The following is a 13,214-nucleotide window of genomic DNA, read 5'->3' on the forward strand; positions in this document are numbered from 1 at the left end:
GCGACAACAAACCCTACGCCCCAGCCTAAAACACCACATTCACACAAAAGACAGTTGCTTGGCTTCGCCGCATGTGCGGCGGCGCCCGTTCGGGCGCTCGGCATGAAGGGAGTATTCATGCCGCCGGTATCACTCGGCGGCGCGCGCCACCGGCGCCTCCGCCAGCTCGACCGCCTCGATCCGCGCCCCGGCCGCGGTGATCTTCTGCGCCGTGATCTCGATCCCCTGCACATCCGTCTGCATCTCGGCGAAATGCCGCTTCAGGCTGGCGACCCGGCGATCGAGCCGCCCCGTCTCCTCGGCCAGCCGCGCCACCTCGCGCCGGAGGTGCTGCGCCTCGGAGCGCAGCCGGACATCGCGCATCAGCGCCCGCATGGCGCCGAGCACCGCCCAGAGCGTGCCGGGCGAGACGAGATAGACGCCGCGCCGCGCCGCCTCGGCCACCAGCGGTCCGAAGAGGGCGTGCAGATCGGCATGCAGCGCCTCGGAGGGGAGGAAGATCAGCGCCCCCTCGGCGGTCTCGCCGGGGCAGACATATTTGCGGGCGACGTCGTCGACATGCTTGCGGATATCACCCGCCATGCGGCGTTCGGCCGCGGCGCGGGCGGCCTCGTCCGGGGCCCGGCGCAGCGCCTGCCAGGCCTCGAGCGGGAATTTGCTGTCGATGGCGATGGGGCCGGGCGGGAAGGGCAGCCGGATCAGCGCGTCGCAGCGGGTGCCGTTGGAGAGGCCGTGCTGCCAGGCCCAGCCCTCGGCCGGCAGCCGGTCGGCCAGCATGTCGCGGAGCTGCACCTCGCCGAAGGCGCCGCGCGCCTGCTTGTTGCCGAGGATGCCGGCCAGCGTCGTCACCTGCCCGCCCAGCGCCTCGATATTGGCGCGCGCCGCGTCGATCACCGCCAGCCGCTCATGGATGCGGCGGGCGCTCTCCTGGGTGCGCTCGGCGCTCTCGGCCAGCGTCCGGCCGAGCCGCTCGTTCTGCGCCGCCACGGCCTGGTCCAGCCGGTCTGAGAGCGCCTCCATGCGCTCGGCCAGCAGCAGCACCCCCTCCCCGCTACCGCCGCCGCCCTGGGGCCGGACGGCGAGCGCGATGGCTCCGGCCAGCAGCGCGCCGGCAAGCCCGGCGGCCAGCGGCACCAGCAGCGGCAGCAGCCAATCGGGCAAGGCGCCCTCCCCCGGATCGTCCCGCCGCGGCTCCCCCGAGTCGCGGCCTTCCGCAATGTCGCATTGCGCGAAGCCCGGGGGCCAGTCTCGCGGCGTCGTCGGGATCAGCGCTCGGGCGGCGCGAAGCGGCCATCCGGCTGCAGCAGCACCAGCCTTCCGGTCGCCACGCCGAAATGCGCGCCGTGCAGGGTCAGCCGCCCGGCCGCCACGGCCTCCGCCACCCAGGGGAAGGTCATCAGGTTGGCGAGGGAGATGCGCACCGCCTCCTGCTCGCCGACCTCCTGCCGCGCCTCCGGATCGTCGCAGGCGAGCGCCACCCGGCGGGCGCCCTCGGCGATGCTGATCCAGCCGGCGACGAAATCCCCGGCCGCCGGCGGCACGCCCTCGATCAGCGCCTTCACGCCGCCGCAGAGGGCATGGCCCATGACCACCAGCGCCCGCACCCCGAGGACGCGCACGGCGAACTCCACCGCGGCGCTGGTGCCGTGGAAGGCGGCATCCGGCATGTAGGGCGGCACCAGATTGGCCACGTTGCGCACCACGAAGAGCTCGCCCGGCCCGGCCGAGAAGATCATCTGCGGATCGACCCGGCTGTCGGAGCAGGCGATCACCATGGTCTGCGGCCGCTGCCCCTGCGCCGCCAATTCCTCGAACCGCGCCTTCTCGCGCGGCCAGGTCTCGGCGCGGAACCGCCGGTAGCCCCCGATCAGCCTTTCCATGCCCTGCCCTCTCCACACCGGCCGGCCCGGCGCCAGGCCGGCCGCCCCATGCCAGAACGATGCCGCGCAACGACCCCCGCCGCCCCTGCCGGCAAAGCCCGACGGCGAGTCCGGTTCCCGGACGGCCGATTGGGAGGCCGCCACCCGTTGCCCTGCCGCGGCTCCGCCGCGGCAGGCTGTGACGCATCTCGGGCCCGGAGCGACTCACGGCCCCCCACGGCGTCGCGCAGCGACGTCGTGGGGATGCAATTAGTGCCGGAAATGCCGCATGCCGGTGAAGACCATGGCGAGCCCCGCCTTGTCGGCGGCGGCGATCACCTCGGCATCGCGGATGCTGCCGCCCGGCTGGATCACCGCCGTCACCCCCGCCGCCGCCGCCGTCTCCAGCCCGTCGGCGAAGGGGAAGAAGGCGTCCGAGGCAACGACCGAGCCCTTGGCCAGCGGCTCCGGCAACCCGGCCGCCTTGGCCGCCGCCTCGCTCTTCCAGGCGGCGATGCGGCTGCTCTCGACCCGATTCATCTGCCCCGCGCCGATGCCGACCGTCGCCATCCCCTTGGCATAGACGATGGCGTTCGACTTCACATGCTTGCAGACGCGGAAGGCGAAGAGCAGGTCCTCCAGCTCCTGCGGCGTCGGCGCGCGCTGCGTCACCACCTTCAACGCCTCGGCCGCGACCCGGCCGGCATCGCGCGACTGCGCCAGGAAGCCGCCGGCGACCGAACGGACGGTCAGGCCCGGCGCCGCCGGATCGGGCATGGCGCCGGTCAGCAGCAGGCGGAGATTCTTCTTCCGGGCGAAGACCGCCTGCGCCGCCGCGTCGGCATCGGGGGCGACCACCACCTCGGTGAAGATGGCGGCGATCTTCTCCGCCGCCGCGGCATCCAGCGGCCGGTTGGCGGCGACGATGCCGCCGAAGGCCGAGACCGGGTCGCAGCGCAGCGCCGCATCCCAGGCGCTGGCGAGGTCATCGGCGATGGCGACGCCGCAGGGATTGGCGTGCTTGACGATGACGATGGCCGGGCGCTCGAACTCGGCGACGCATTCGAAGGCGGCGTCGGTGTCGTTCAGGTTGTTGTAGGAAAGCTCCTTGCCCTGCACCTGCCGCGCCGTGGCGATGCCCGGCCGGTTGCTGCCATCGAGGTAGAAGCCCGCCTGCTGGTGCGGGTTCTCGCCGTAGCGCAGCGTCTGCTTCAGGATGCCGGCGAAGGCGAGGCGCGGCGGGAAGGCCTCGCCGAGCTGGCCGGCGAACCAGGTGCTGATGGCCGCGTCATAGGCCGCGGTCCGGGCATAGGCGGCGGCGGCGAGGCGCTTGCGGGTCGCCAGGCTGGTGCCGCCCTCGGCCGCGATCTCCGCCTGCACCTCGGCGAATTGCGCCGGCTCGGTCAGCACCACGACATGCGCATGGTTCTTCGCCGCCGAGCGGAGCATCGCCGGGCCGCCGATATCGATGTTCTCGATGCAGTCCTCGTAGCCGGCGCCCTTCGCCACCGTCGCCTCGAAGGGGTAGAGGTTCACCGCCACCAGATCGATCGGCGCGATGGCGTGCTGCTGCATCTCCGCCTGGTGCGCCGGCAGGTCGCGCCGGCCGAGCAGCCCGCCATGCACCTGCGGCACCAGCGTCTTCACCCGCCCGTCCAGGATCTCCGGGAAGCCGGTATGCTCGGAGACGTCCTTCACCGGGATGCCCGCCTCGCGCAGCGCCTTGGCGGTGCCACCGGTCGAGAGGATCTCGGCACCCTGGCCGGCGAGGAAGCGGGCGAATTCCACCAGCCCGGTTTTGTCGGAGACGGAGAGAAGCGCGCGGCGGACGGGGACGGGATCGGTCATCGGGGGCACTCCGGATCGGGCGCGGCATACTGCCGGAGCCCGGACCTCGGCAACCTCGCCCCCGCAACCTCGCCCCCGGCATGCTCCCTTGCGCCGCGCGCGGGTCAGGGCGTCGGCGCCTCCGGCGGCAGCAGCCCCGCCGCCCTCATCGCCGGCCAGAGCGCCGGCGGGATCGGGGCGCGCATCAGCGCCGCATTCGCCCGCACCTGCCCCGGCTCGACCGCGCCGGGGATGACGGCGGCGACGGCCGGATGCGCGGCGGCGAATTGCAGCGCCGCGGCGCGCAGGTCGACGCCGTGGCGGGCGCAGAGCGCGGCCAGCCGGTCCCGGGCCGCGACGCGCTCCGGCGGCGCCTCGCGGTAGTCGAAGGTGCCGCCGCCGGCGAGCAGGCCGGAATTGTACGGCCCGCCGATGACGACGGAGACGCCGCGCCGCAGGCAGGCCGGCAGCAGGGCGGCGAGCGCCCCCTGGTCGAGCAGGGTGTAGCGGCCGGCGATGAGGAAGAGGTCGGGATCGGCCCGCTCCAGCGCCCGCAGGCAGGCCTCGGGCCGGTTCACGCCGAGCCCCCAGGCGCGGATGGTGCCCGCCTCGCGCAGCCGGGTGAGGGCCCGGGCGGCGCCGGCCATCGCCGCGTCGAAGACCCGCTCCCACTCCGCGCCATGCGTGTCCTCGGCGATGTCGTGGATCAGGGCGATGTCGATGCGGGCGAGGCCGAGGCGCTGCAGGCTGTCCTCCACCGAGCGCAGGGCCGCATCGGCGGAATAGTCGTACTCCACCCGGAAGGGCAGCGGGTCGCGGAACATGCGGTAGTCGCGCGGCGCCGCCGGATCGGGGCGCAGCATCCGGCCGACCTTGGTCGAGAGCACGTAGTCCTCGCGCGGGCGCTGCCGCAGCATATGGCCGAAGCGGTGCTCGGAGAGGCCGGCGCCGTAATGCGGCGCGGTGTCGTAGAAGCGGATGCCGCTCTCCCAGGCGGCCTCCAGCACCGCCTCGGCGGTCGCCTCCGGGATCGGGGCGAACATGTTGCCGAGCGGCGCGCCGCCGAGGCCGAGCGGCCCCGGCGGGCGGAAGCGGGCGGTGTCGGGCATCGGGCGTTCCTCGGTGCTTGTCGGCCGAGGGGAGGCCGCTTCCCGCCCAGTCGCAAGCCCTGCCCTGCCCCCTGGCTTCCTGGCGCCCTGTCGGCGTGATATCGCCCCACCTTCCCCCCCACCGGAAGGCAGCGCGCCGCGTGAAGGTCGCCCAGGTCGTCAACGTCGATTTCGCCCTGCGGCATTTCCTGTTGCCGCTGATGCGCGGCGCGCGCGAGCGCGGGCATGAGGTGGTCGGGCTCTGCGCCGAGGGGCCGCTGCTCGACCTGCCGCGGCAGGAGGGGTTCCGCATCATCCCGGTGCCGATGGCCCGCTCGCTGAACCCGCTCGCCCAGCTTCGTGCCTTCCGCGCCCTGCGGCGCATCCTGCGCGAGGAGGGGTTCGACCTGGTGCACGGCCATATGCCGATCAGCGGCTTGCTGGCGCGCTTCGCCGCCCGGCTGGTCCGGCGCGGCGATGGCAGGCCACGCATCGCCTATACCTGCCACGGCTTCCTCTTCAACCAGCCCGGCCCGGCCTGGCGGCGCGCGCTCTCCCTGGCGCTGGAGCGCGCGGCCGGCCGCATCACCGACATCTTCCTCACCGTCAGCGAGGAGGAGGCGGCGGATGCGAAGCGGCGCGGCCTCCATCCGCACCCGGTCGCGGTCGGCAACGGCCGCGACCCGTCCCGCTTCCACCCCGATGCCGCGGCGCGGGCGGCGCTGCGGGCCGAGCTCGGCGCCGGAGAGGAGGATTGCGTCGTCATCGCCGTCTCGCGGCTGGTGCGGCACAAGGGCTATCACGAGCTGCTGGCGGCGCTGCGCGACACGCCGCCGCACTGCGTCCTGTGGGTGGTGGGCGAGCGGCTGCCCACCGACCATGGCGAGGATCTGGAGCCGCTCTTCGCCGCGGCCGCGGCGGCACTCGGCCCGCGGCTGCGCCGCCTCGGCTACCGCACCGACGTGGCGCAGCTGCTGGCGGCGGCCGATGTCTTCGCCCTGCCCTCGCATTTCGAGGGGCTGCCCATGTCGGTGATCGAGGCGATGCTCTGCGGCCTGCCGGTGGTCAGCACCGATATCAGCGGGCCGCGGGAGATGGTGGTGCCGGACGAGACCGGGCTGCTGGTGCCGCCGGCCGAGGCGGCGCCGCTGGCCGCGGCGCTCCGCCGCCTGGCCGGTGATCCGGCGGCGCGGGCCCGCATGGGCGCGGCCGGCCGCGCCCGGGCGCTCGAACGCTACACCGAGGCGAAGGTGGTGGGGCGGACGCTCGACCTGCTGGGGCTTTGAGACGGGCCGCCTCGCCGCGGGCCGGCCTCAGCCCTCCCCGGGATCGCCGGCGCCGGCCTGCACGCGGCCGATCGCCCATTGCACCGTGGTGGTCTGCGGCTCGGCGGTGAGGACCACCTGCCGGGCCCGGCGCGGCTCGCTGCCGCCGAGATAGAGGCTGTCCTCGAGCGCCAGCTTCGCTCCCTTCACGCGCAGCCGCCAGACCTGGCTGGAGGGCAGCTTCAGCAGCACCGCCTGCTCCTCCGGCTGCGGCGTGGCGACGACGGCGGGGTGCAGGTGGAAGCGGACCAGGAAGGCGGGCACCGGCGCATCCGCCTCGGCCATCTCGACCAGGTCCTCGCCGCGCAGGTCGTTGCCCTCGCGGTCGAGATAGAGGCGGCGGCGATGCGTGGCGCCGAAGGGCTTGCGCCAGCCGTCATGCGTCGCATCCAGCCATTGCGCGCCATCGGCCTCCTGCCGGTCGGCCTCGACCCGCTCGGGGTGCCGGCCGAGGCCTTCCTCCTTCAGCTCGCTGCTGTTGGTCTCGGCGAGCACCAGGGTGGAATGCGCCGCCGTTGCCCGCAGCGCGTCGCGCCAATCCGCCTCGGCGGCCGGCGCCGCGCCGCAATTGACGATGACCCGGTCGCGGCCGACCGACATCTCGAAGGAGAGCGTGCCGGCATGGGCGAAGCGGTCGGCACCGCGCGGCAGGCCGGTCTGGCCGTCCCGGGCCCGGCCGGGCGGCGGCGGCCCGGCATCGGCGATAACCAGGGTGCGGCCGGCCTGCAGCCGGTGGAAGCCGCTCTCCTCCAGCAGCAGCGGCGCCCGGCCGCGCGCCTGGCCCTGGGTGAGCACGAGGTCGACGAGGCCGGCCCCGTCCTCGCGCGTGCCGTTGAACTGGGCGAGGCCGCCATCGCCATGCCGGAAGAGGCGCAGCGCCTGGCCGGCGCGTTCCAGCACGGTCGAGAGCAGGGCCGGCGCGTTGATACTGGCGCCGTGCAGCAGGTTGCGGATCTCGATCAGGTCCTGCAGCGCCTGCAGGAGCTGCGCCGGGGAGCGCTCGACATGGCCGCCATCGGGGTGGAATTGCCGCTCCAGCTCGCCGGGCAGGAAGCGGAGCGCCCGGGTCATCCAGGCCTCCTCCTCGAGCGCCACGGCGGCGGCGATCGCGCCCTTCAGCGTCACCAGGGCGCCGCGGTGCAGCGCCTCGGCCGGCAGGGCGCCGACGACGCCGCGCGCATCCTGGGCGAGGCGGACCAGCAGCTTGCGGCGGAAGCCGTCCTCGGCGGTCGCCGCCAGGAAATCCCAATGGCCGAGCCAGGCGGAAACCCGGGCAGCCGCCACATCCGGCGCCTGGGCGAGGATCTCCTGGCCGCCGCGCAGCAGCCAGTCCTCCGTCAGGTCGCGGGCACGCAGCCGGGCGGTGTCGGTGCCGAGGGCCCGGAGGTCGCGCAGCCAGGCGAAGCCATGCGCCGCCGCGCGCCAGGTCACCGGGCCCGCCTCGGCCTCCCACCCCTCGCCGCCGGGCTCCAGCCTGCGCGTGGTGCCCTGCACCTCGTACTCCCCGCGCAGCAGGCGGGCGGCGCGGCCGGCATCGCCTGGCCAGAGGTCGCGGAAGGAGCGCGCCGGCGCCTCCGGCACGCGGACCGGCTTCAGCCCGGCGATGAAGCGGCGGGTGCCGCGAATCAGGTCACGCATCGGCAGCCCCCGCCAGCCGCATCAGGCGGCACTCCGGATATCCGCAATCGCCCGCGCGTAGTCGGCGGCGCCGAAGACGGCCGTGCCGGCGACGAGCACATCGGCCCCGGCCTCGATGCAGCGCGCGGCGGTCCGCGCCGTCACGCCGCCATCCACCTCGAGCGCGACCGGCTGGCCGCCGCGCGCCACATGCGCATCGATCATCTGCCGCAGGCTGGCGATCTTGCCGAGCTGGCTCTCGAGGAAGGACTGGCCGCCGAAGCCCGGATTGACCGACATCACCAGGATCAGGTCGCAGAGGTCGAGCACGGTCTCCACCGCCGAGACCGGGGTCGCCGGGTTCAGCACCACGCCAGCCTGCTTGCCGAGGCCGCGGATGGTCTGCAGCGTGCGGTGCAGGTGCGGCCCCGCCTCGGGATGCACGCTGATGAGGTCGGCGCCCGCCTCGGCGAAGGCGGCGAGGTAGGGATCGGCCGGGGCGATCATCAGATGGACGTCGAAGGGGATGTCCACCTGCCCGCGCAGCGCCTTCACCACCACCGGCCCGAAGCTGATGTTGGGAACGAAATGGCCGTCCATGATGTCGAGATGCAGCCAGTCGGCGCCCGCCGCGGCCACGGCCCGCGCCTCCTCGCCGAGGCGGGCGAAATCGGCGGCGAGCAGGGAGGGCGCGATTCGGATGGGACGGGACGGCATTGCAGCAGCTTCTAGCGGCGCCGCCAGAGCCCGGGCAAGGCGCGCCGGCCGGGCATCGGCCTACCGGCGATGCCGGAAGCGTGAGGTGCAGCCGGTTTCCGCCGACCACCCTGTATCCGGCCGCCTTGTAGGGAGAAAGCCGTGACGTCTCCCTAAGCCGCGCCGACGGCACGGCGTCGTCGCGGCGCGTTCAGAAATAGGCCGGCGCCTCGGCGCGGATGCGCTCGATCTCGGCGAAGGTGCCGGAGAGATGCCGCCGCAGATGGCGCTCCGCCAGCGCCGGCTGGCCGGCGATGATCGCATCCGCCAGCGCCGCGTGGTCGGCGACGATCTGCTCCGCCTTGCCCGGGCTCGGCAGGTGCAGCCGGCGCAGCCGGTCGAGATGGCCGCTGCGGCTGTGGATCAGCTCGCGCAGCCCCGGCACGCCGGCCGCGCCGTAGAGCAGGCCATGGAAGGCCTCATCGGCATGGACGAAGCCCTCTTGCTCGCCCTGCGCGCATAGTTCCCGCAGCCGCGCCACCTCGGCGCGCAAGCCGGCGGCCAGCGCCGGGGCGGGCGCGGCGGCCAGGCGGCGCACGACCTCGACCTCGATGGCCAGGCGCAGGAAATTCGCCTCCCGCGCGCTGGCGAGGTCGATCTTCGCCACCCGCGTCGCGGAATGCGGAACGACGTCGATCAGCCCCTCCTCCTGCAGCCGCAGCAGGGCCTCGCGCACCGGCGTCTGGCTGACGCCGAGCCGGGCGGCGAGGGCGGCGCGGGAGAGCACCGTGCCCGGCGGCAGGGCGAGGGTGATCACCGCCTGGCGCAGGCGCTCATAGGCGATCTCGGCCGCCGAGCGGCGCGGCGCGAGCGGCGCGATCGCCGGCAGGCCGGTGGCATCGGGGGCGAGGTCGGTCGCGGTCATGCGGCGGCACGGTACCAGCCAGGGGAATGCCAGCCAATATCTTGCTGCCCATGTGAAATCTGATATATGGGATCTCAGACAAGATCGGGCCTGCTCCCGGCCCCCAGGAGGAACTCCGTGCCGCAGCCGAACCGCCGCCCCGTCCTCGCCAGCCTCGCGCTGCTCGCCGCCCTCGCCTCGCCCGGCGCCCCCGTCCAGGCCCAGCCGGCCTGGCCGAGCCAGCCGATCCGGCTGATCGTCCCCTTCTCCGCCGGCGTCTCCGACACCATCGCGCGGCTGGTCGGCACGGAGATGAGCAAGTCGCTCGGCCAGCCCATCGTGGTCGAGAACAAGGCCGGCGCCGGCGGCAATATCGGCTCCGAGGCCTGCGCCCGGGCCACGCCGGATGGCTATACGATCTGCCTCGGCACCATCAGCAGCCACGCCATCAACCCGGCGATCACGCCGAAGATGCCCTATGACGTGGCGCGCGACTTCGCCCCCATCACCCAGCTCGCCGCCCAGCCCAACGCCATCGCCGTCGCCAACGACATGCCGGCGCGGAGCCTCGCCGAGCTCATCGCCGTCCTGAAGGAGAAGCCCGGCGACACCGCCTTCGGCACCTCGGGCGTCGGCACCTCGGTGCACCTCGCCGGGGCGCTCTTCATGCAGATGACCGGCACCCGGATCGAGCACGTGCCCTATCGCGGCAGCGGCCAGGTGACCACGGCGCTGATGACGGGCGAGCTGCCCATGGCCTTCGATAACCTCTCCTCGGTCCTGCCCTTCGCGCGGGAGGGCAAGTTCCGCATCCTCGGCGTCACCACGCTGCAGCGCAGCCCGGCAGCGCCCGACATCCCAGCCGTCGCCGAGACCGTGCCGGGCTTCGAGAGCCTCTCCTGGCACGGCGTCTTCGCCCCCGCGAAGGTGCCGCCGGCGATCATCGCCCGGCTCCACAAGGAAGCGGTGGCGGCGCTGGCCAGCCCCGGCGTCGCGTCCCGCTTCCAGGAGCTCGGCATCACCCCGGTCGGCAACACGCCGGAGGAATTCGGCCGCTTCGTCGCCAGCGAGACCGCCCGCTGGGGCGAGGTCGCCCGCCGGGCGAAGATCCAGCTCGACTGAGAGCGGCAGGCCTGGACGTCGCCCCATCAATGCCCCCAGTCGCCGGCGCTGCCTCCGGCAGCCTGGCTATGCGGCATGAGCTGCGGCGCCCGGCCGGCGACGCCGGCCGCAGGCCAGGATCCGGGCACGCCGCCATGCCCCCGCGACGCCACGCGAGCCCTGCGTTAGACCAAGCTGCCGACCCGCCGGAAGGCCGGCGTTCCCCCGCGATCGCCTGACAGGACATGCCCCCAATGACCAAGCTCCCGCCCCGCAAGCAAGCCGCCGATCTGCGCTCCGCGCGCTGGTTCGGCCCGGCCGATCTCCGCAGCTTCGGCCACCGCTCCCGCGCCATGCAGATGGGCTACGCGCCGGAGGAGTGGCAGGGCAAGCCGGTGATCGCCATCGTCAACACCTGGTCCGACCTCAACCCCTGCCACACCCATCTGCGGCAGCGGGCGGAGGACGTGAAGCGCGGCATCCTGATGGCCGGCGGCTTCCCGGTGGAGCTGCCCGCGATCAGCGTCTCGGAGAGCTACGTCAAGCCGACGACGATGATGTACCGCAACATGCTCGCCATGGAGACGGAGGAGCTGCTGCGCTCCCACCCCGTGGACGGCGCGGTGCTGATGGGCGGCTGCGACAAGACGACGCCCGGCCTGCTGCTCGGCGCGACCAGCATGAACATCCCGGCCATCTTCGTCCCCGCCGGGCCGATGCTGCGCGGCAATTGGCAGGGCAAGGTGCTCGGCTCCGGCTCCGATAGCTGGAAGTACTGGGACGAGCTGCGGGCCGGCAAGATCACCGAGCAGGACTGGCTCGGCGTCGAGGCCGGCATCGCCCGCAGCCATGGCACCTGCATGACCATGGGCACCGCCTCCACCATGACCGCGATCGCCGAGGCGGTCGGCATGGTGCTGCCGGGCGGCTCCTCCGTCCCCGCCGCCGATGCCGGTCATATCCGCCTCTGCTCCGAGAGCGGCCGGCGCATCGTCGAGATGGTCTGGGAGGACCTGACGCCGCAGCGCATCCAGACCCGCGCGGCCTTCGAGAATGCCATCGCCGTCGCCATGGCCATGGGCTGCTCGACCAATGCCATCATCCATCTGATCGCCATGGCGCGCCGCGCCGGCCAGGATATCAGCCTCGAGGATTTCGAGCGCTACAGCCGCCGGGTGCCGGTGATCGGCAATGTCCGCCCCTCGGGCGACACGTACCTGATGGAGGATTTCTTCTATGCCGGCGGCATCCGGGCGCTGATGGGCCGGATCGCGCCGCACCTGCACCTCGATTGCGTCACCTGCACCGGCCGCACGGTGGCCGAGAATATCGAGGGCGCCCGCGTCTACAACGACGACGTGATCCGCAGCCTCGACAACCCGATCTATGGCGAGGGCTCGCTCGCCGTGCTGACGGGCAACCTGGCGCCGGATGGCTGCGTCATCAAGCCGGCGGCGATGGACCAGAAATTCCTCAAGCATTCCGGCCCGGCCTTCGTCTTCGACGACTACCCCTCGATGAAGAAGGCGGTCGAGGACGAGAGCTTCCCCTTCACCCCGGACAGCGTGCTGGTGCTGCGCAACGCCGGGCCGCAGGGCGGGCCGGGCATGCCGGAATGGGGCATGCTGCCGATGCCGAAGAAGCTGCTGAAGATGGGGTTGCGCGACATGCTGCGGCTCTCCGACGCCCGGATGTCCGGCACCTCCTACGGCGCCTGCGTGCTGCATGTGGCGCCGGAGAGCTATGTCGGCGGGCCGCTGGCGCTGCTGCAGACCGGCGACATCGTGACCGTCGATGTCGATGCCCGCTCCATCCGCATGGAAGTGGGCGAGGAGGAGCTGGCGCGCCGCCGCGCCGCATGGGTGCCGCCGCCGGTGCGCTTCGAGCGCGGCTATGGCTGGATGTTCACCAAGCACATCCAGCAGGCCAATGAGGGCTGCGACTTCGACTTCCTGCGCACCGATTTCGGCGCCCCGGTCGCCGAGCCCGTCATCTACTGAACCGACCGAGAGAGGAGGAAACCCCATGGCCCTCAGCCCCGAGACCCGCGACAAGCTCAAGCGGGTCAGCACCGCGACCCTCGCCACCGCGCTCTACAAGCGCGGGCTGCGCGGGCAGATGATCCAGGGCGTGCTGCCGCTGCACCGCCCGACCGAGAGCATGGTGGGCGAGGCCTTCACCGTCCGCTACATCCCGGCCCGCGAGGACCTGAACGGGCTCGAGGTGTTCCGCGACCCGACGCATCCGCAGCGCAAGGCGATCGAGGAATGCCCGCCCGGCGCAGTGCTGGTCTTCGACAGCCGCAAGGATGCCCGCGCCGCCTCGGCCGGCGGCATCCTGGTCGGGCGGCTGAAGGCGCGCGGCGCCGCCGGCGTCGTCACCGATGGCGGCTTCCGCGACAGCGCCGAGATCGCGACGCTCGGCATCCCCGCCTTCCACCAGCGCCCCTCGGCGCCGACCAACCTGACGCTGAACCAGGCGGTCGGCATCAACGAGCCGATCGCCTGCGGCGACGCGCCGGTCTTCCCGGGCGACGTGCTGGTGGGCGATGCCGATGGCGTCATCGTCCTGCCGGCGCATCTCGCCGATGAGCTCGCCGCCGAGGCGACGGAGATGACCGCCTACGAGGATTTCGTCACCGAGAAGGTGGCCGAGGGGCGCAGCATCCGCGGCCTCTACCCGGCGACCGATCCGAAGAGCCTCGAGGAATTCGCCACCTGGCGGAAGGCCCAGGGGCGCTGAGTCAGGGCGGGGCCGGCGGGCAGCCGCCGGCCGGCCCGCGCCACCTGGTTGAGGG

The 13,214-nt window shown here is 73.3% G+C and carries 11 protein-coding genes; 4 read left to right on the top strand and 7 right to left on the bottom strand.

The window, feature by feature from the left end; genetic code table 11:
• Window positions 1–129 precede the first annotated feature (129 nt).
• From DOO78_RS19115 to DOO78_RS19130, 4 genes are all read right to left on the bottom strand, one after another.
• A complete protein-coding gene (locus tag DOO78_RS19115) occupies window positions 130–1,161 on the bottom strand; it encodes a DNA recombination protein RmuC (RefSeq protein WP_243634612.1) in 1,032 nt (343 codons plus the stop codon).
• A gap of 104 nt (window positions 1,162–1,265) precedes the next feature.
• Window positions 1,266–1,880, bottom strand: coding sequence for a carbonic anhydrase (locus tag DOO78_RS19120; RefSeq protein WP_111471473.1), 615 nt, complete (start codon window positions 1,878–1,880; stop codon window positions 1,266–1,268).
• Window positions 1,881–2,129: 249 nt separating this feature from the next.
• Window positions 2,130–3,707: a bifunctional phosphoribosylaminoimidazolecarboxamide formyltransferase/IMP cyclohydrolase gene (gene purH, locus DOO78_RS19125; protein WP_111471474.1), complete on the bottom strand. Its 1,578-nt coding sequence runs from the start codon at window positions 3,705–3,707 to the stop codon at window positions 2,130–2,132.
• A 104-nt stretch (window positions 3,708–3,811) separates the two neighbouring features.
• Window positions 3,812–4,795: an aldo/keto reductase gene (locus DOO78_RS19130; RefSeq protein WP_111471475.1), complete on the bottom strand. Its 984-nt coding sequence runs from the start codon at window positions 4,793–4,795 to the stop codon at window positions 3,812–3,814.
• A gap of 140 nt (window positions 4,796–4,935) precedes the next feature.
• Between DOO78_RS19130 and DOO78_RS19135 the strand changes: the two genes are divergently transcribed.
• A complete protein-coding gene (locus DOO78_RS19135) occupies window positions 4,936–6,060 on the top strand; it encodes a glycosyltransferase family 4 protein (RefSeq protein WP_111471476.1) in 1,125 nt (374 codons plus the stop codon).
• A 27-nt stretch (window positions 6,061–6,087) separates the two neighbouring features.
• Here the strand turns inward: DOO78_RS19135 and DOO78_RS19140 are convergent, their stop codons facing one another.
• From DOO78_RS19140 to DOO78_RS19150, 3 genes are all read right to left on the bottom strand, one after another.
• Window positions 6,088–7,737, bottom strand: a complete 1,650-nt coding sequence (locus DOO78_RS19140) for a heparinase II/III family protein (RefSeq protein WP_207802971.1) — start codon at window positions 7,735–7,737, stop codon at window positions 6,088–6,090.
• Between the two features lie 21 nt (window positions 7,738–7,758).
• Window positions 7,759–8,433: a ribulose-phosphate 3-epimerase gene (rpe, locus tag DOO78_RS19145; RefSeq protein ID WP_111471477.1), complete on the bottom strand. Its 675-nt coding sequence runs from the start codon at window positions 8,431–8,433 to the stop codon at window positions 7,759–7,761.
• A gap of 190 nt (window positions 8,434–8,623) precedes the next feature.
• Window positions 8,624–9,337 (bottom strand): GntR family transcriptional regulator, encoded by a 714-nt coding sequence (locus DOO78_RS19150; protein WP_111471478.1) that lies wholly within the window; start codon window positions 9,335–9,337, stop codon window positions 8,624–8,626.
• Between the two features lie 117 nt (window positions 9,338–9,454).
• Here DOO78_RS19150 and DOO78_RS19155 point away from each other — a divergent pair, with 117 nt between their 5' ends.
• From DOO78_RS19155 to DOO78_RS19165, 3 genes are all read left to right on the top strand, one after another.
• Window positions 9,455–10,438, top strand: a complete 984-nt coding sequence (locus DOO78_RS19155) for a Bug family tripartite tricarboxylate transporter substrate binding protein (RefSeq protein ID WP_243634613.1) — start codon at window positions 9,455–9,457, stop codon at window positions 10,436–10,438.
• Between the two features lie 233 nt (window positions 10,439–10,671).
• Window positions 10,672–12,417, top strand: coding sequence for an L-arabinonate dehydratase (gene araD, locus DOO78_RS19160; protein WP_111471480.1), 1,746 nt, complete (start codon window positions 10,672–10,674; stop codon window positions 12,415–12,417).
• Between the two features lie 25 nt (window positions 12,418–12,442).
• Complete coding sequence (locus DOO78_RS19165; protein WP_111471481.1) at window positions 12,443–13,159, top strand: ribonuclease activity regulator RraA; 717 nt, start codon at window positions 12,443–12,445, stop codon at window positions 13,157–13,159.
• The last annotated feature ends 55 nt before the right edge of the window (window positions 13,160–13,214 follow it).

The organism is Roseicella frigidaeris (assembly GCF_003258945.1).
Lineage (GTDB): Bacteria > Pseudomonadota > Alphaproteobacteria > Acetobacterales > Acetobacteraceae > Paracraurococcus > Paracraurococcus frigidaeris.

What these genes read in the sequence shown, in the direction of transcription:
- DOO78_RS19120 (WP_111471473.1), bottom strand. Translation starts at nt 1,880, where the DNA reads ATGGAAAGGCTGATCGGGGGCTACCGGCGGTTCCGCGCCGAGACCTGG.
- purH (WP_111471474.1), bottom strand. Translation starts at nt 3,707, where the DNA reads ATGACCGATCCCGTCCCCGTCCGCCGCGCGCTTCTCTCCGTCTCCGAC.
- DOO78_RS19130 (WP_111471475.1), bottom strand. Translation starts at nt 4,795, where the DNA reads ATGCCCGACACCGCCCGCTTCCGCCCGCCGGGGCCGCTCGGCCTCGGC.
- DOO78_RS19140 (WP_207802971.1), bottom strand. Translation starts at nt 7,737, where the DNA reads ATGCGTGACCTGATTCGCGGCACCCGCCGCTTCATCGCCGGGCTGAAG.
- rpe (WP_111471477.1), bottom strand. Translation starts at nt 8,433, where the DNA reads ATGCCGTCCCGTCCCATCCGAATCGCGCCCTCCCTGCTCGCCGCCGAT.
- DOO78_RS19150 (WP_111471478.1), bottom strand. Translation starts at nt 9,337, where the DNA reads ATGACCGCGACCGACCTCGCCCCCGATGCCACCGGCCTGCCGGCGATC.
- araD (WP_111471480.1), top strand. Translation starts at nt 10,672, where the DNA reads ATGACCAAGCTCCCGCCCCGCAAGCAAGCCGCCGATCTGCGCTCCGCG.
- DOO78_RS19165 (WP_111471481.1), top strand. Translation starts at nt 12,443, where the DNA reads ATGGCCCTCAGCCCCGAGACCCGCGACAAGCTCAAGCGGGTCAGCACC.